The 17,054-nt window shown below is 44.0% G+C and carries 16 protein-coding genes; 4 read left to right on the top strand and 12 right to left on the bottom strand.

Features of this window, described 5'->3' with window-relative positions; translation table 11 throughout:
* Positions 1-1,479 (top strand): glutamate synthase subunit beta, encoded by a 1,479-nt coding sequence (locus ACOFKR_RS15115; protein WP_419801631.1) that lies wholly within the window; start codon positions 1-3, stop codon positions 1,477-1,479.
* A 362-nt stretch (positions 1,480-1,841) separates the two neighbouring features.
* Here the strand turns inward: ACOFKR_RS15115 and ACOFKR_RS15110 are convergent, their stop codons facing one another.
* From ACOFKR_RS15110 to rlmH, 8 genes are all read right to left on the bottom strand, one after another.
* Entirely contained in the window at positions 1,842-3,062 is a 1,221-nt protein-coding gene (locus ACOFKR_RS15110) for a glycoside hydrolase family 5 protein (protein WP_419801630.1), read from the bottom strand.
* 75 nt (positions 3,063-3,137) lie between these two features.
* Positions 3,138-4,589 carry a glycoside hydrolase family 30 protein gene (locus ACOFKR_RS15105; RefSeq protein ID WP_419801629.1) on the bottom strand — a complete coding sequence of 484 codons (1,452 nt, stop codon included), beginning with the start codon at positions 4,587-4,589 and terminating at the stop codon, positions 3,138-3,140.
* A gap of 77 nt (positions 4,590-4,666) precedes the next feature.
* Positions 4,667-5,545, bottom strand: coding sequence for a glycoside hydrolase family 16 protein (locus ACOFKR_RS15100; RefSeq protein WP_419801628.1), 879 nt, complete (start codon positions 5,543-5,545; stop codon positions 4,667-4,669).
* A gap of 240 nt (positions 5,546-5,785) precedes the next feature.
* Complete coding sequence (locus tag ACOFKR_RS15095; protein WP_419801627.1) at positions 5,786-7,042, bottom strand: MFS transporter; 1,257 nt, start codon at positions 7,040-7,042, stop codon at positions 5,786-5,788.
* A 53-nt stretch (positions 7,043-7,095) separates the two neighbouring features.
* A complete protein-coding gene (locus tag ACOFKR_RS15090) occupies positions 7,096-7,389 on the bottom strand; it encodes a protease inhibitor I42 family protein (RefSeq protein WP_419801626.1) in 294 nt (97 codons plus the stop codon).
* Between the two features lie 3 nt (positions 7,390-7,392).
* Positions 7,393-8,157, bottom strand: coding sequence for a C1 family peptidase (locus ACOFKR_RS15085; protein WP_419801625.1), 765 nt, complete (start codon positions 8,155-8,157; stop codon positions 7,393-7,395).
* Between the two features lie 286 nt (positions 8,158-8,443).
* Positions 8,444-9,355: a cation diffusion facilitator family transporter gene (locus tag ACOFKR_RS15080; RefSeq protein ID WP_419801624.1), complete on the bottom strand. Its 912-nt coding sequence runs from the start codon at positions 9,353-9,355 to the stop codon at positions 8,444-8,446.
* A gap of 75 nt (positions 9,356-9,430) precedes the next feature.
* A complete protein-coding gene (gene rlmH / locus ACOFKR_RS15075) occupies positions 9,431-9,904 on the bottom strand; it encodes a 23S rRNA (pseudouridine(1915)-N(3))-methyltransferase RlmH (RefSeq protein ID WP_419801623.1) in 474 nt (157 codons plus the stop codon).
* 79 nt (positions 9,905-9,983) lie between these two features.
* On the opposite strand from rlmH, the gene ACOFKR_RS15070 reads away from it, so the two are divergent.
* Entirely contained in the window at positions 9,984-11,795 is a 1,812-nt protein-coding gene (locus tag ACOFKR_RS15070) for a MutS-related protein (RefSeq protein WP_419801622.1), read from the top strand.
* A 64-nt stretch (positions 11,796-11,859) separates the two neighbouring features.
* On the opposite strand, the gene ACOFKR_RS15065 is transcribed toward ACOFKR_RS15070, so the two are convergent.
* Positions 11,860-12,042: a hypothetical protein gene (locus ACOFKR_RS15065; RefSeq protein WP_419801621.1), complete on the bottom strand. Its 183-nt coding sequence runs from the start codon at positions 12,040-12,042 to the stop codon at positions 11,860-11,862.
* Between the two features lie 83 nt (positions 12,043-12,125).
* On the opposite strand from ACOFKR_RS15065, the gene ACOFKR_RS15060 reads away from it, so the two are divergent.
* The gene (locus ACOFKR_RS15060; RefSeq protein WP_419801620.1) at positions 12,126-13,865 is read left to right on the top strand and encodes a thiamine pyrophosphate-dependent enzyme; all 1,740 of its coding nucleotides are present in this window, start codon (positions 12,126-12,128) and stop codon (positions 13,863-13,865) included.
* 179 nt (positions 13,866-14,044) lie between these two features.
* The gene (locus ACOFKR_RS15055; protein WP_419801475.1) at positions 14,045-14,593 is read left to right on the top strand and encodes an IS5 family transposase; all 549 of its coding nucleotides are present in this window, start codon (positions 14,045-14,047) and stop codon (positions 14,591-14,593) included.
* A 563-nt stretch (positions 14,594-15,156) separates the two neighbouring features.
* On the opposite strand, the gene ACOFKR_RS15050 is transcribed toward ACOFKR_RS15055, so the two are convergent.
* From ACOFKR_RS15050 to ACOFKR_RS15040, 3 genes are all read right to left on the bottom strand, one after another.
* Positions 15,157-15,822 carry a carbonic anhydrase gene (locus ACOFKR_RS15050; protein WP_419801619.1) on the bottom strand — a complete coding sequence of 222 codons (666 nt, stop codon included), beginning with the start codon at positions 15,820-15,822 and terminating at the stop codon, positions 15,157-15,159.
* 12 nt (positions 15,823-15,834) lie between these two features.
* Positions 15,835-16,617: a YoaK family protein gene (locus ACOFKR_RS15045; protein WP_419801618.1), complete on the bottom strand. Its 783-nt coding sequence runs from the start codon at positions 16,615-16,617 to the stop codon at positions 15,835-15,837.
* Between the two features lie 96 nt (positions 16,618-16,713).
* Complete coding sequence (locus ACOFKR_RS15040; protein WP_419801617.1) at positions 16,714-16,986, bottom strand: hypothetical protein; 273 nt, start codon at positions 16,984-16,986, stop codon at positions 16,714-16,716.
* Between the last annotated feature and the right edge of the window lie 68 nt (positions 16,987-17,054).

Genomic DNA, 17,054 nt, shown 5'->3' with positions numbered 1-17,054 from the left:
ATGGGAAAAGAGACCGGTTTTAAAGATTTTGGAAGGGAACTTCCACCAAAAGTACCTGTACAGGAACGTGTACAAAATTACAATGAGTTTGTAGGAAATTATACCGACGGGAAGCTGCACGAGCAATCCTCGCGCTGCATGAACTGCGGTATTCCATTTTGTCATTCAGGCTGTCCGCTGGGCAACATCATCCCGGAATTTAACGATGCCGTTTATAAAAAAAACTGGGAAGAAGCTTATCAGATTTTATCAACCACCAACAATTTTCCGGAGTTTACCGGCCGTATTTGCCCTGCACCCTGCGAATCTGCCTGCGTTTTGGGCATTAACAAACCGGCGGTGGTTATTGAAGAAATTGAAAAGCACATCATCGAAATTGCTTTTGCCAAAGGTTATGTCAAGCCAAATGCGCCGCTCATCCGCTCCGGCAAAAAAGTGGCCATTGTTGGTTCGGGCCCGGCAGGTTTGGCGGCTGCGGCCCAGCTTAATAAAGCCGGTCATGACATTACCGTTTTTGAGCGCGACGAACAGCCGGGCGGTTTGCTCCGGTTTGGTATTCCGGATTTTAAACTGGAAAAAAACATTATCGACCGCCGTTTGGAGGTGATGAAGCAAGACGGCATCAGGTTTCAATGCAATACAGAAGTTGGGAAAGATATCGAAGCAGAAGAAATGATCCGCAATTTTAATGCGGTTGTTTTGTGCGGCGGCTCAACCATTCCGCGCAACCTGCACATTCCCGGCCGTGATTTGAACGGCATCCATTACGCAATGGATTTTTTAACACAGCAAAACCGCCGCGTTGGCAATGCTTCTTTTACAGGTGAAAATATCGTCACTACGGACCTGGATGTAGTCATAATTGGCGGCGGCGATACCGGTTCTGATTGCGTGGGCACAGCCAACCGGCAACGCGCACGTTCGGTAAAGCAGTTTGAAGTTAACTTTCAGCCTTCCGAAGTACGCACTATGGCGATGCCCTGGCCAAGTTTCCCCAAATTGTTAAAAACTTCTAGCTCACACGAAGAAGGCTGCGAACGTTTCTGGGGGATTTTGACCAAAGAATTTTTGGGCGATGGAAACGGAAATTTACGGGCAGTGCTGGTTGCAGATGTAGAATGGGAAAAAGATGTTTTAGGCCGAAGAATAAATTTTCAGGAAATTGAAGGTTCTACACGCGAAATCCCTTGTCAGCGCGCATTTTTGGCCATGGGTTTTTCCAATCCGCAGCAAACCGGCTTAGTGGAGCAGTTGGGCGTTAATTTAGATGAGCGCAAAAATGTAAAAGCCAAAGAAGGCGTTTACCGGACCAACGTAAGCAAGGTTTTTACTGCCGGAGATATGCGCCGCGGCCAATCATTAGTGGTTTGGGCCATTTCTGAAGGACGCGAAGCTGCCCGCAAAGTTGACGAGTTTCTGATGGGGCACTCTGAACTGGAAAGTAAAGATGCCATCAACGAATATCAGATGGATTTGTAGGTGTGAAGGGTAAAAATCATACTTCATCTGATTTTGAAGGTTAAAAAATTATTTAAATTTCTGTTGCCTGGTTTCGGATGCTTCTTTTATGCCATAATTTTTGTTTTGTAAGTTTTCCGGATTATAAACTTTATAAAAAACTACCAAATTTTAGGTGCTAAAAGAAGCATCCAATTTTTGGACAGAACTTAAACAGGCTCTTATATACTTACAATAAACTCAGATAAGCCGGTTTCATTTTTGATTATTGTTCACTGTAAAATAACAGGTAAAAACAGTATTCAAGATCATAATTCAAGCTCAATTTAAGTTAAAATATGCAAGCCTGCAGTAAAGGTTTTGCAAATATGTTATAATGCAGTTCAGGGTTTCAAACCTAAACCACTGATATAAGTCTGATTGGGCGTGCAATTTTCAAACAAACAGTTTTTTAAAAGCTCATCCAACGCCTGTTTTATTTGCTGGCGGTTTACCGGCCCGGCCTCACGGATTTGTTTAAAAGTTGATCTTGGTTTTTGGGTGAAATCAATCAGAAGGCCATAATTTAATGGCTGCTTAAATTGCACGATACAACTTTCGGCATCCATTTTTTTGTACGGCCAGTAATGCCAGCCAATGTTGTTTTTTTCTAACAAAAGGCGGAAATTTTTAATCCACTCATCATTGTTTTCGCCCGTTTCGCCAATATAAACCGGCACGTTGTATTTGTTCCTGAAATCGATATATTTCTGGATCACTTCCTGCTTTACGTCCGTCCAATACGTATGGAAAGTGTAAACCAGTTTTGGGTCAAACGGTGCCCCAAATACATCAAAATTACCGTCCCACTGCGCGCCGCCCAAAAATATCAGGTGGTTTTGATCAACAGTGCGGATAGCGGCCGTGATTTTTTTATAAAGCGGTTCAAGCAACGGGTTTAGTTTGGCCGCATCAAAATACGTGGCGATCGGCTCGTTCAGCAAATCATAACCCATAATAATCGGTTCGTTTTTGTAACGGGCTGCAATTTTTTTCCAGATGCTGATGGTCAATTGCTGACTTTGTTCGTTCTCAAACAAAAACGGATAGCCATAACCATCATCAATGTTATCACCGGTTTGGCCGCCAGGCGCAGCGTGCATGTCCAAAATCAGGTAAATATTTTCTTTTCTGGCCCATTTAATCAGTTTGTCCAGCAAAACAAAGCCACGGTTTCCGTCTGTTGCGCCGAGGTAGGTTTCGTTGGTAAAAAGCCGGTAATTAAACGGCACGCGGATAGAGTTCATGCCGGTGCTTTTGAGGTAATGGATATCTGCTTCGGTAACGTAACTGTCCAGGTATTTTTGCCAGAAATCTTTTGCTTCGTCCGGGCCGATCATTTCGGTAATTGCTTCGTTGATCAGCCGCGGCGAAGAAACATCCTTAAATTTAAACATATAACCTTCCGGCATCATCCAGTTGCCCAGGTTTGTGCCTTTTAAAAGCATCGGTTTGCCGTTTGTGCCGATGATTTCTTTCCCTTTGGTGCTGATAAACCGGCTTTGCGCGTTTGCAGTAATCAGCCCAAAAATGAGAACAACAAATATGGTCAACTGCTTTTTCATGTAGATAGATTGAAGCTTTATGTAGTGATGCTGTTTTTATCACCCCAAATTTAGGGTGATAAAAACAGCATTGGCTTATTGGATAATTAAGGTTGAGATAGAATGTGGCAAACTGCTCGTTTCTACGGCGTTTCCTGAAACCGATAAATTGTAAGCTATTTTTTGGTCAGAAAGATTGAGTACGATTACGGCAATTTTTCCATCCGTATTGATAAAAGCCGTAGTTTGCAAGCTGCTTCTGCTGGAAGAAGCGGCAATGCGCCGTGCACCGGGACGAACAAATTTGGAGAAATGCCCCAGATAATAAAAACTATTGGTATAATGCAGTTCGCCGGTTTTGGTATCGGCAATAACCGGCGAATAGCAATAATTGCCCACGTGGTTTGGGCCGCCTTTTTCATCCAGTAAAATATTCCAGTCGGTCCAGCCGGTTGTGCCGGCATTAAAATCATTCACCATGTCGTTTCCGTATCTTTCACCTAAACCCCAGTCGTTTATTTTTGAGTAATCAAATTTTTCCCCGCAACCCTCGGTAAACATTAAATTGGTTTTCGGGAAAGCTTCGTGCACGCGCCGTACGTTAACAAATTGCGGTTCGCCGCCGGTCCAGGTTTCATACCAGTGATAAGCAATTCCCCAAACATATTTTGCCGCCGCCAGATCTTCCAAAACGGCACTGGCGCGCTGGTAAACCAAATCGCGGTTATGGTCCCAGGCCATCAGTTTTTTATCCGCATAACCGGCTTTCTGCAAAGTTGGCCCTAATACTTTTATAAAAGCGCGTTCTTCATCCGCCGTATAAACGCAGGATTCCCAGGTTTGCGTGGCCATTTCTTCGTTTTGTATCGATAAACCCCAAATCGGGATGCCCATTTTTTGATAAGTGCTGATGAATTTTACAAAAAAATTGGCCCAGGCTTGCCGGTATTGCGGCAGCAAATGGCCGCCGTGCAACACGTCATGGTTGGTTTTCATGAAAGCTGGCGGGCTCCAGGGCGTAACAAATAAATTGATTTTGCCGCCCGCCGCAGCCATTACCTGTTTAATAAACGGAATGCGGTACTGCTCATCATGCTTAACACTGAAGCTTTTTAAACCGGCATCACCTTCGTTAACATAACTGTAACTGCCGCTGGAAAAATCGCAACTCTGGATATTGGTGCGCCCCATCGTGTAGCCAATCCCCTTATCAGCATTAAAATAAGCCTGCAAAAGTTCCTGCTGTTTGTTTTTAGGCAGTTTATAAAAGGTTTCTGCGGAAGCATCCGTTAGCGCGCCGCCAAAGCCAACAACGGATTGAAAAGTTTTGGCCGGATCAACAAAAACACTGATTTCCGTTTCTACCGGTTGCGGTTTTGGGGCGAAGTTTAAAGTTGCGGTTTTGGCCAAACGATAAGCTGTATTTTGGGCAGTAGTGTAAACCGTAACCGTTTTATTGGCCGTAAAAGAAGTGTTTTGTGCTTTTGCCCGAAAAATACCCGGTAAAAACAGCATCACGGATAAAGACAGGAAGTGTTTTTTTCTCATTTTGTAAATGCTGATGAATTGAAATTTAACTGATTGCTATTTGAATATATTTTTTTACCAAACAAAACTATGCGAAGTTACTTATCGATCATTTTATAAAAGTGCACATAATCTACCTGCATACCGGTTGGGAAAGAACTATCGTCAACACCTTTAATGCCGCCCCAATTGCCGCCAACGGCAACATTGAGCAGCAGGTGAAACTTTTGATCAAAAGGCCACGCAGCAGGGCCGTTGCCGTTATTAATATAAGTGAATACCAAAGCATCATCATAATATCCGCGTACGGCATATGGCGTCCAGTCCATCCGGTATCTGTGAAATGCGGTTGAAGCATCTGCAATGTTTTTACTGGCACCTTTTTGTGTACCGATGGCACCGTTGTAAAGTTGCGTGTGGATGGTAAAATAAACCGGGCCAGGATCGTAACCTACGTTTTCCATTACATCAATTTCGCCGGATTTTGGCCAGCTGCCATAAGCATCATTATCAGATAACATCCAAACGGCAGGCCATAAACCTCTGCCCGAAGGCAACTTTGCGCTCACCTCAACGCGGCCATAAAGCATCGACCCTAAACCTTTAGAAACCAGCCTGGCCGAAGTATAACCCTGGCCATTATAAGCTTCCTTTTTAGCGTTGATAGATAAAACACCGTTGGAAACGCTGGCGTTACCGGCCAGGTTAGTGTAGTATTCCAGTTCGTTGTTGCCCCAGCCGCCGCCGCCAATGTCGTAGGTCCATTTGGTACTGTCGGGTTTGCCAATGCTGTTAAATTCATCTGCAAAAAAAGGCGTGCCCTCAAAAGTCCAGCCTTTGTCCGAGGGAGTTGTGGAAATGCTGGTTGTGCCAAAACTGTTTGCGGGTTGGGGCGAATCCTGTTTCTTGCCGCAGGATGAAATAATCACACCCCAAAAAAACATGGCTAAAAACAGTATGCCGAAGTTAGGTTTCATTTATAAGTTTAATTTGTTTGAACGATTGATAGTTACGCAAAAAATGCGCAGATAGATGACTGCGTTGTGGCCCGTTGCTGCATAACTGATCAATAAAGATAAATAACCGATTTTTAAAAATCAGGTTTCCTTGCAACGTAAAGGTATAATTGTTTTGGCAGAAAACTTTACCCGGCAATCATTGGCCATAATTTAAAGAATAATTTTAGAAGAAGAATTTATACCGGTAAAAACAGTATCCTAAATTTTGGCTTTAGAGGAAACGATCACCACGCACATGCCCATCGCGGCAATCAGCATAAAAGAAGCGCGCAGGCTGAAAGCACCGGCCACAAAACCGATAACCGGCGGCCCGACTAAAAAACCCACAAAGCCAATGGTAGAAACGGCAGCAATGGCCACGCCCGGCGACATCGTTCCGGATTTGCCCGCCGCACTGTAAACCAGCGGCACTACCGAAGAAACGCCCGCGCCAACCAGCATAAAACCGATTATTGCAGGAACCATCACCGGGAAAACAACCGCCGTAATTAACCCGATGGCGGTTAAACTTCCGCTTAATTGCAGCGTTTTTCTCAGCCCGAATTTGCCCGAAAACCAATCGGCCACAAAACGCCCGCCCGCCATGGTGCTCATAAATGCGGTATAACCGGCTGCCACCCAGGCATTTTCGGCATGGATTACTTTTTTAAAATAGATTACGCTCCAATCAAACATAGCTCCTTCGCAAATCATCGAGCAAAAAGCCACGGCACCGAGTTTGATCAGCGAGTTATCGGGGAGCACGAAAACCGGTCCGCTTTGCACAGAGCCAATATCATCCTGCAAATAGCGGTATGAAACGGCAACCCCGGCCAAAACCAAAACCAGGATTATGCTGAAATGCACCGCCGGATCAATGCCGTAGCCGATCATCAGCGTACCGATGGCCGCGCCTGCAAATCCGGCCAAACTCCATAGCCCGTGGAAGGAAGCCATAATAGGTTTGCCGTACAATTTTTCGGTGGCCACAGCCTGCGTGTTTACGGCAATATTCATGGCATTACTAAAAAACCCGAAGAAAAAAAGCGTTATGATCAATTGTAACGTATTGTGTGCCAGGCCGAGACAAGCTAAAGTAACGGCATATAACGGCAAAGAGATCAGCAGGAGTTTGCGGCTGCCAATGCGGGTAATAATCCAGCCGGAAAATGGCAGCGAAACCATCAGCCCAACCGGAAGTGTGAATAAAACCCCGCCTAAAGCAGCATCAGATAAGTTAAGTTTTTGCTGGATGGCCGCAATGCGCGAAGCCCAGCTGGCAAAGGTTAAACCGGCCAGAAAAAACATTATGCCAACCGTAATGCGGATTATTTTTTTGGGGATTTGTGTTGCAGCACTAACGATCACGATGCGGGCAAAGTTATCCCTAATTTTTGGCGGATAAAAGAAGTATTGTGGAGAAAGTTGGGGATCGGGGAGTGCGAAAGTTGAAAACAAGCGGGAAGTGGAGGACAAAGTATAAACTTTGCCGCTTCCACAATCTGCCGCTCCTCACTCTTGTATCAGGTTTAGCTTACCATCACCATAAAAACCAGGGTTGCCCGGGCGGCAATATCGGTTTCCCAGCTTCTTTTTTGGGTAAAAACTATTTTTGCCGAGCCGGGTTTCAAAGCTTCAACCTTAAATTTTGAGGGCAGGGTTTCCCCTGCTTTCAGGTTTTTGGGCGAAGTGTTGTCCTGATATGCCATAACCGAAACCACATCTTGCCGATCAGCCTGGAAACGCCATAAATAACCGCTCATGGCCAGCCCCGGCAAGCTGATGATACTGTTTTTACCCACCTTTAATTGGATAATTTCCATAGTTTAAACCAAGCGTATCGTCCAGAAATCGCTGCATAAATTACTGGTGATATACGCGTAAGGCATATAAAAATAACCTTTTACGCCCCAGTCTGCGCCCCACGAATTTCGTATGATGAAAGCGTTTTTGCTGTCGTCATAACCAACTGCGCAAACGGCATGGCCGCCTTCAACTTTTTCGCCTGATTTTGGCATCGGCATGATACCGGTTTTGGTAACCTGATCGGAATAAAAACTTTCGTAAACGGTAAAGCCAAACACAAACGGAAAACCATCGGCCAAACAGCCTTTTAGCTGGCTTAACGAGTTGACCAAGCGCTGGTAACTTTTAACCTGGCAGGTTTTTGCTTCGGTATAACACTTGGCAGATGGTTTCAAGGCAAATTTGGTAATATCGTAAACCCAGTCTTTTTCCGGACAAACGCCTTGCTGGTTCATCGTTTTAATGCCATCGCGGATGTAGGCGCCGCTATCCGAATTTACAGTGTTGATTAGCACGCGCTCGTTGTAATAAACAAACAGGCGCGAAGGCATGAAATCCTGTTTTTGCTGTTTTTTCAGGTCAAATTCGTACGCACCCGACAACGCGTTGGCCGTGCAACTGCCCAACTGGCCCTGATCATAAACGGGCGGACATTGGTTGCGCAAATCAGCAGCGGAGGGCAATTTTAGCATTACGCTCATGGGTGCGGCATACATAATGTCGCGCTGGTCGGGCAGGTCTGGCAGCCAGCCCAAGCGATAATCTGGTTTTTGTGGAGCTTTCATAGTAGTTTAGTTTTGATTTTAATATTTAGCTAAACTACAGGCAGTTACAGGCGGCATCAATGTGGCCGGTACTGTTTTTACGGGATGTTTTACGTACTTTTTTTGCGTGGTTTTACGCTTTCGTTATCCCTGCCGCAGGGAGAAATCTTCTACAAAACCAAAAAATAATCAATTGTTTTATTTCGATAAAAACTTCAGTTTGGATAAAAGTCCATCCGCTTCAATAAAAAGAATGCTTCTTTTATCAGCCTAAATTTATACCGGTAAAAGAAGCATGGAACATTTTTTAACAACTTGCGTTACTGCAGCTTTCTACCGAAAACTCCGGTTCAAAAGTGCTGTGCTGGATATCTAAATGCAGCAGTTCGTGCCGCAATTCTTCTTTAATATTACTGAAAGAATTCACCGCCGTCTGATCGATGACCAAATGTGCCGTGAGTGCGTTTTCGGTTGTGCTTAACGCCCAGATATGTACATGATGAACGCCCAAAACACCCCGGATTTTCAACATCGCAGCGGTAACTTTTTTTAAATCCAGTTCCTTCGGGATGCCATCCAGCGAAAGCCGTAAACTGTCTTTCAGCAAGTTCCAGGTGCCGGCAATAATCACTGCGGCGATAATCACGCTTACCAAACTATCTACCCAAAACCAGTGTGTAAAATAAATAACCAGCCCGGAAACAACCACGCCAAATGATACCAGCGCATCTACGGCCATGTGTAAATAAGCACCTTTTACGTTCAGGTCTTTGTCTTTATCCTGCATAAAAAACCAGGCCGTAACGCCGTTGATGATGATCCCGGCAAAAGCAACCCAGGCAACTGTTCCGCCGGCAATCGGTTCGGGATGAATGAAACGGATAACGGCCTCATACACAATAAGAACCACCGAAGCCAGCAAAATAATCGCATTTAACAACGAAACGATGATGGTAGAACGTTTGTAACCATAAGTATATAAACTGTTTTTGGCCACGCCGGAAAGTTTGAACGCCAGCAAGGCCAAAGCCAGACTGGCCACATCGCTTAAATTATGCCCGGCATCGGTAAGCAGCGAAAGCGAGTGCGACGACAGCCCAACAATCACTTCTGCCACTACAAAAGCAGTGTTCAAAACAATACCGATAATAAAAGCACGCGTTAAATGGGTGATTTTTGGTGCATGATCGTGATGATGGTGCGAATGATCGTGAGGCATAATGCAAAGTTAGTTATCGGTTGCGGGTTTTCTGTTGCCAATTTCAGGTAGTTTCCGCACCTCAAACCTTATTCTTTATTCATGATGATAAGGCTCGCCCTTTAAAATGGTAAACGCGCGATAAACCTGTTCTGCAAAAAACAAACGCACCATTTGATGCGAAAAAGTAAGTTTAGAAAGCGCTAATTTATCGTTGGCGCGCTGGTAAATGGCATTGTCAAAACCATACGGGCCGCCGATTACAAAAACCAGGTTTTGGGTTGAGGCCAGCATCCGTTTGTTCAACAAATCAGCAAATTGCAGCGAAGTCAGTTCCTGTCCGCGTTCATCCAGCAGCACCACAAAATCGGTTGAAGCGAGTTTTTTGCCAATCAGTTCCGCTTCTTTGGTTTTCTGCTGGTCCTGGCTCAAACCTTTGGTGTTTTTCAGTTCCGGCAGTTCTATAATTTCCAGTTTGATGTAATGTTTCAGCCGTTTCAGGTAAATATCAATGCCCTGAAGCAAATATTTTTCTTCGGTTTTCCCAACAGAAACCAGCGTAATTTTCATCTACAAAAACAGCATTAAATAAAAGTATATGGACTGAATTGGATATTTTCGCCAAAGTTATATATAAAATCAGGACTGAATGACCGCCCAGGAACAGGAAATTTCCGAACAATATTTTGCCGATATTTCCCGGCTGGAAAGCAAAATTTTAACCGGTAAAAGAAGCATCAACCAAACTTCGGTTTACCGTTTGATTGTATTTTTTGCAGGGCTGATTTTGATTTATGCGCTTGGCCGGTTTGGCACGGCTTATATCATCGCGATTGCTTTTTTTATGGCTGTAATTTTTGTTTGGCTGATCGGCAGGCAGGGCAACCTGCAAAAACAACTCGGTTTTGATGAAAATTTGCTGCAGGTTTTGCAAAACGAAACCGCACATTTATCCGAAGCAAAAAATTTTTATGCCAACGGCGATGAATTTGTAAACGGCCAGCATCCGTACACCGATGATTTGGATATTTTTGGCGAAAGTTCGCTGTTTCATTACGTCAACCGCTGCAAAACCAATTCCGGGAAAAATATGCTGGCCGATTGGTTTAAATCCCCGGCCGAAAAAATAACGATTGAAGACCGGCAGCAAGCCATTACCGAATTAAAAAGCCATCAGCCCAAAACTTTTGATTTTCGTGCACAACTACTTGATTTAAAAGGCTTTGAACTTAATAATTTATCACCCGCATTGCAGCAAAACTTAAAAAAAAAGCTTTTGTTCATCAACAAAAATATACTTAATACTTACCTCAAAACTTTACCTTTTGCAATACTGGCTTTGCTGCTCGGTGCTGTTTTTACCGGTGTTTTTTTGAAGTTGCTGGTTGCTTTATTGCTGCTCAACTTTTTCATCAGCGGCATTTACAGCAAGCAAGTCAGCCTGGTTTATGCCGGTTTTGGCCGGAGCAGCAGCCAGCTGGCGGCTTTTGCTTCGGTTTTAAGCTGGATTGAAAATGAAGCCTGGCAAAGTAATTATCTGCAAAAATTAGTTAAAAGCTGCAGTGCTTCAGATCATCAAAAAGCGCATTTGCAAATTGCTGCCCTGGCCAAAATACTGCAAAAATTTGATTACCGGCTGAACATGATTGTAGGCACAACGTTAAATATTTTGCTGTTGTGGGATTTGCGCTGCACAGAAAACCTGGCCTACTGGCACCAAAACGCGGCCGCAAACGTAACCGACAGTTTTGAAGTAATTGCCGCCTTTGAAGCCTTGATCAGTTTGGGCACGCTGCATTACAACCATCCAAACTGGCCTTTCCCGCAAATTTCGGATCAATTTAAAATAGAAGCCACTGCGCTTGGTCATCCTTTAATCCGCCCGGAAAAACGCATCGGCAACAATTTCCAAATGCTGCAAAAAACCGCGGATGTGATTACCGGCTCCAACATGGCCGGCAAAAGCACGTTTTTGAGAACGCTGGGCATCAACCTGGTTTTGGCTTATGCAGGCGCGCCGGTTTGTGCCGAAAGTTTGTCGGTTTCGGTGTTGAAATTAGTGAGTTACATGCGTATCAAAGATTCATTGAACGAAAGCACCTCCACTTTTAAAGCCGAACTGGACCGCCTGAAAATGATCCTGGAAAAAACCTCCGCAGAAAACAACATGCTGGTTTTGATCGATGAAATGCTGCGCGGCACCAACAGCAAGGATAAATATGCCGGTTCCAAAGCATTTATCGAGCGTTTGGTTGCACAAGAAACTGCCGCTTTGGTAGCCACGCACGATCTGCAGATTGCCGATCTGGCCGACCAGCATCCAGAAAAAGTGCGCAATTTTCACTTCGATATCAAAATGCAAAACCAGGATATGTTTTTCGATTACAAAATCAAAAACGGCCCTTGTAAAACGTTCAATGCAGCCATTTTACTGCGCGAAATCGGGCTAAGTGTGGATTGATACTGTTTTTATCGGGTAAAATTTGGTGTCCGGCCAAACTGCCTGGCCATTTGCAATACTGTTTTTACCGGGTAAAATTTAGTGCCTGGTTATCCGCAGCCCTTATTCTCCGCTCTTTTTTCCCGCTCTTTTTATTTTGGGCGTGCCCCTTCGGGTCGGGCTTTACGTTCCAAGTCCTCGCTGCGCTGCGGGCTTTCCACTGCAATCCCTCACGCGGCAAAACGCCTACCTGCAAAGTTTGCCACACTGCCCGTTAAAATAACTAAAACCGAAGCGCGATTATTCCGGTTTAGTTTTAAATAAAATATCCAAACCAATCCCTAAAAAACCATGGCAAAAACAGTAGCAGACCAGCTGGTAGAAATGCTCTCCGAAGCTGGCGTAAAAAGAATATACGCCGTAACCGGCGATAGCCTGAACAATGTAAACAACGCCGTGCGCACCAGCGGCAAAATCCAGTGGATACATGTGCGCCACGAAGAAGTTGGTGCTTACGCCGCCAGTGCCGAAGCGCAGCTAACTGGCCATTTAGCCTGCTGCGCAGGCAGCAGCGGGCCCGGCCACGTGCACTTAATCAACGGTTTGTACGATGCGCACCGCTCGGCGGCCCCGGTTTTGGCCATTGCTTCCACCGTTATGTCCAAAGAGTTTGGCACCGAATATTTTCAGGAAACCAACACCATCAAACTGTTTGATGATTGCAGCTATTTCAACCAGGTTGCCGTTACGCCGCAGCAATTGCCGCGCATGTTGCAGGCAGGCATTCAGCACGCTACGCAGCGCAAAGGTGTGGCTGTAATTGGTTTGCCGGGAGACGTAACCGATAAAGATGCCGAAGAAAGCGTAACGTCCATGCACTTTTATAACCCGGAACCGGTAACGCGCCCGTCCGACAAAGAATTGCAGGCTTTGGCCGCACTCATTGCCCAACATGATAAAATTACTATTTACTGTGGCATCGGTGCTACCGGCGCGCACGATGAAGTGGTGGAATTTGCAGCCAAAATCAAGGCACCGGTTGGCTATTCTTACCGCGGGAAAATGGAAATCCAGCACGATAATCCCTACGAAATCGGGATGACAGGTTTGCTCGGATTGCCTTCCGCTTACAACAGTATGCACAAATCCGGTTTGGTTATTTTGCTGGGCACGGATTTTCCATATATCGATTTTATGCCGACAGACAATAAAATTGTGCAAATCGACACTAAACCGGAACGTTTAGGTCGCCGGGCCAAGTTGGAAATGGGTTTGTGCGGCTCCGTTAAATATACGCTGCAAACACTGATGCCGTTTTTAACGGCAAAAACAGATGATACCTTTTTAAAAGAACAATTGGATTTTTATGAAAAAGTAAAAGATAAATCGCAGACTTATGTAGATGACCGTGGCAAAACCGATGCTATCCACCCGGAATTTGTGGCTTTTACCATTGATAAATTGGCCGATAATGACGCAATTTTTACGATGGATACCGGCATGTGCTGTGTTTGGGGCGCGCGATACATAAATTCTACCGGTAAAAGAAGTATGATCGGCTCTTTTAACCACGGCTCGATGGCCAACGCCATGCCGCAGGCCATCGGTGCCGCGCTGGCTTTCCCGGAACGGCAGGTAATTGCTTTCTGCGGAGACGGCGGTTTGTCCATGTTGCTGGGCGATCTGGCCACTATCGTTCAATATAAACTACCTATAAAAATGGTTGTTTTCAACAATAAATCATTAGGAATGGTGAAGCTGGAAATGGAAGTTGCCGGTTTGCCCGATTGGCAAACCGATATGGTCAACCCAGATTTTGCCGCCGTTGCCACCGCTTTCGGCATCAAAGGCATCACTGTAAATGATCCGGAAAATCTGGAGCAGGCTATTCAGCAGGCTTTTGCAGCGGAAGGTCCGGTTTTGGTAAACGTAATGACCGATCCGAACGCACTTTCCATGCCACCGGAAATCGAGTTTAAACAGGTAAAAGGCATGGCTTTAGCAATGGGCAAAATGATTATGGACGGCAAAATAGAGGAAGTAATCGATACCGTAAAATCTAATTATAAGCATATTAAAGATGTGATATAAAGCAGTTTTCAATTAAATTAAAGCATATTTAAAATTTTTTAAATATGCTTTTTTTATTGAGAGCCTGTTTAAAAATTAAAAAAGGGAAATGTTATAGGTTTAGATAAACCGGTCTGGGTTGTTTTTTTGTGGTGGCTAAACAACAAAAAGATGTACCCTACCGATCTATCAGAAACCCAGTGGCAATTTATAAAGAAAACCTTACAGAGTTAGGTGAAAGAAAACGTAAACATAGCCTCCGCTCTGTTTGGAATGCCTTGTTGTACGTTGTAAAGACGGGCTGCCAATGGCGGATGCTCCCTGTAAACTTTGCCAAATGGCAATTGGTTTATTACTATTACAAGAAATGGTCAGGGCTGGACTGCTTTGATTTGTTGTTGGCGAAACTGAGGGAAAAAGTACGGTCCGGGATGGGGCAAAACAGGCAGGCAAGCCTGGGCATTATGGACAGCCAAAGTGTACGTTGGGGGAACAACCGGGCATTAAGCGGTTATGACGGCAACAAAAAGGTAAAAGGCATTAAGCGGCATGTGGCAACAGACAAGAACGGTTTTCTGTTGGCTGTAATGGTAACGGCTGCCCATGTACACCACAGTAAGGCCGCCTTGCTGCTGGCCCGGGTTTTAAAACAACTGCTGTGCGGCATCAGGACAATTGCCTGCGATGGCGGTTACCGTGGGGAAATCATAGAACAGGTAAAAAACGTTTCGGATATATTTTACAAATAGTGATGCGTTCAGACGATAAAAGGACAGGGTTTGAACCAACACACAAAAGATGGATAGTCGAACGGACTTTTTCCTGGTCCGACAACGACAGAAGGTTGTGCAGAAACTATGAACTATTGTTGGAAACCTCCGAAAAAATGGTCAAAATCTCAGCTATAAAATTATTATTGAACAAAATTTAAACAGGCTCTAAGTTATCACCATTTTTTAGATGATAAAAAAGGCATAGAAAATAGATTGAACAAAATTTAAATAGCCTCTAAATAAACTTAATTTTGATTGCGTGGAATTGCATTGAAAATTGGTTTTACAAAAGGTTGCTGAAGCAAAAAGAAGTTAAATTAATAAGGTATTGATGTTTATAAATTAATACTCCTTTTAAAGTAAAATCCTGTGAATCAAAAAGCCTCCTGAAATAATCAGAAGGCTTATAGAAATTTAGGTGGTAAAAGAAGTATTCCTTACCAACTTTCGGCGATAAAAGCAGCTTTAACACCAACCTTTTTGGCACCCATTGCAGTTTATAAAAAAGGCTGATTAATTTAAATCAGCCTTTCTCAAACTTAAAAATCGAACTTAAAAACATCGTTCATGTTGTTGCTGGAGGTGGTGCTCACCTTTAAATCGGTGATGAAACCGGTGCTCAGTTCGTAAACCCAGCCGTGCACGCTTAGTGTTTTGTTATTTTCCCAGGCATTCTGGATGATGGATGTTTTGCACAGGTTGTTTACGCCTTCCATTACATTGTATTCTACCAATCGGTTGGCGCGATCCTTTTCATCGCTGATCAAATCCAGCTCGAAGGCGTGCAAACGGTAAATATCTTTGATATGCCGCAGCCAGTTATCAATAATACCATAAGTTTTGCTGGTCAGCGCGGCAATAACGCCACCGCAGCCATAATGGCCGCAAACTATTACATGCTTCACTTCCAGCACGTTAACAGCATAATCCAGTACAGAAAGCATGTTCATATCGGTATGGATGACCATATTGGCAATGTTGCGGTGCACAAAAATTTCGCCTGGTCTGGTGTTGGTAATCTGGTTGGCGGGCACACGGCTATCGGCGCAGCCAATCCACAGAATCGGTGGTTTTTGGCCGTTTGCAAGCTTCTCAAAATACTGTTCGTCTTCTTTTAAAGTATTGGCCACAAACGTTTTATTGCCTTCCAGCAGGCTTTGGTAAGTGATGTGGCTGGTATCGTGGATGGATTCGGTACTACTCATAGGGATATTTTTTTATAGGTTTTCAGACCCGTGAAAGCGGGGATTGATTTGTTTTTTTCTTTTAAAAGGATAATTGAGCACTTTAACGATGCGGTATAAAATTACTTCCGAAATATCATAATATAAAATGCTAAACAGGATTATCGGGATAAAATAAAATATCCGGAAATCATACGCTTCAAACATCAGGCCGCCAATAATACCGCCGGTCAAGTAAAAACTTAAAATAGTGAAACGGACGGCCAAACGCTGCTTTATGGGTGATCTTTCGCCCTTTCCGGTGTGCAGATATTCGGAAAGTTCTCCGCCTAAATCTGTAAACAAACCGGTTAGATGCGTGGTTTTGACCAATCCGCCAGAAATGGTGGAAACCAAACCGTTTTGCAAACCCATCGAAAACAACATCGCACTAATAATCATTTCGCGTTCGGTTTGTGTTTCGGTATAATAATTATGCCCGTAAATTGCCACAATGAGCATCACAACAATTTCTACATAAACAGGAACGGCGTGCGCGCGGTAATTGCCTTTTTTACTATAAGATTTGGTAAGGAAGTTGGCCGTAAACGCTCCAATTAAAAACAGCAGCAGCCATAGCGTATATACCATCACATCATGGTGTTCTTTGTTCACAATTTTGCGGGCCAGCATTGCTACGTGCCCGGTAATGTTGCTGGTAAAAGACAGAAAGGCTATTACGCCTGCAACATTGGTTACACCGGCCACAAAAGCGGTAGAAGAGGCCAGCAGCAAATTGTCTTTCAGCGAGCGTTCTTGTTTTAATTTTCTCAGCATAAAATCTAATCGTGATGATAAAAAATTGTGTTATAAAAACAGTATCGAAAACTATAATAAATAGTCGCGATAGTTTATAAAACTGTAAATCAGCGATTAGGCCAAGTTTGGAGGAGGTGTAAAAATTTGAGGGAAATGAACTTGTATGAATAAACCCTGCTGCTTGTACAGCAGTAAAATACGCGTTGCCGCTGGCACAAACTTAAATTGGCGGATAAAAATCTTGTCCGTTTCTTTTCTGGTTTTGCTGATGGAATCCTTAAAATTGTATGCTATTTCGTCGTTATCTTCCTGATCGGCAATAAGGAGAACGGTTTCGACCTGCTTTGAAAAATGATTGTTAAAAACAGTACTAGCCGGTATCAACATTTTAATCGCGAAGATTAAAATGAAGAAAGTAATAACTGTAAACGTTATGGTTTTTTTTGACATTAGCT

This window comes from Mucilaginibacter sp. (assembly GCF_965201005.1).
GTDB lineage: Bacteria > Bacteroidota > Bacteroidia > Sphingobacteriales > Sphingobacteriaceae > Mucilaginibacter_A.
Note: the sequence above shows the minus strand (reverse complement) of the source record. Positions and strands in the feature narration are given on the sequence as shown.

Bases quoted from the DNA above. Each gene is read 5' to 3' on its own strand.
- ACOFKR_RS15105 (WP_419801629.1), bottom strand. From the start codon at position 4,589: ATGAGAAAAAAACACTTCCTGTCTTTATCCGTGATGCTGTTTTTACCG.
- ACOFKR_RS15090 (WP_419801626.1), bottom strand. From the start codon at position 7,389: ATGGAAATTATCCAATTAAAGGTGGGTAAAAACAGTATCATCAGCTTG.
- ACOFKR_RS15080 (WP_419801624.1), bottom strand. From the start codon at position 9,355: ATGCCTCACGATCATTCGCACCATCATCACGATCATGCACCAAAAATC.
- rlmH (WP_419801623.1), bottom strand. From the start codon at position 9,904: ATGAAAATTACGCTGGTTTCTGTTGGGAAAACCGAAGAAAAATATTTG.
- ACOFKR_RS15110 (WP_419801630.1), bottom strand. From the start codon at position 3,062: ATGAAAAAGCAGTTGACCATATTTGTTGTTCTCATTTTTGGGCTGATT.
- ACOFKR_RS15085 (WP_419801625.1), bottom strand. From the start codon at position 8,157: ATGAAAGCTCCACAAAAACCAGATTATCGCTTGGGCTGGCTGCCAGAC.
- ACOFKR_RS15045 (WP_419801618.1), bottom strand. From the start codon at position 16,617: ATGCTGAGAAAATTAAAACAAGAACGCTCGCTGAAAGACAATTTGCTG.
- ACOFKR_RS15115 (WP_419801631.1), top strand. From the start codon at position 1: ATGGGAAAAGAGACCGGTTTTAAAGATTTTGGAAGGGAACTTCCACCA.
- ACOFKR_RS15050 (WP_419801619.1), bottom strand. From the start codon at position 15,822: ATGAGTAGTACCGAATCCATCCACGATACCAGCCACATCACTTACCAA.
- ACOFKR_RS15040 (WP_419801617.1), bottom strand. From the start codon at position 16,986: ATGTTGATACCGGCTAGTACTGTTTTTAACAATCATTTTTCAAAGCAG.
- ACOFKR_RS15070 (WP_419801622.1), top strand. From the start codon at position 9,984: ATGACCGCCCAGGAACAGGAAATTTCCGAACAATATTTTGCCGATATT.
- ACOFKR_RS15060 (WP_419801620.1), top strand. From the start codon at position 12,126: ATGGCAAAAACAGTAGCAGACCAGCTGGTAGAAATGCTCTCCGAAGCT.
- ACOFKR_RS15100 (WP_419801628.1), bottom strand. From the start codon at position 5,545: ATGAAACCTAACTTCGGCATACTGTTTTTAGCCATGTTTTTTTGGGGT.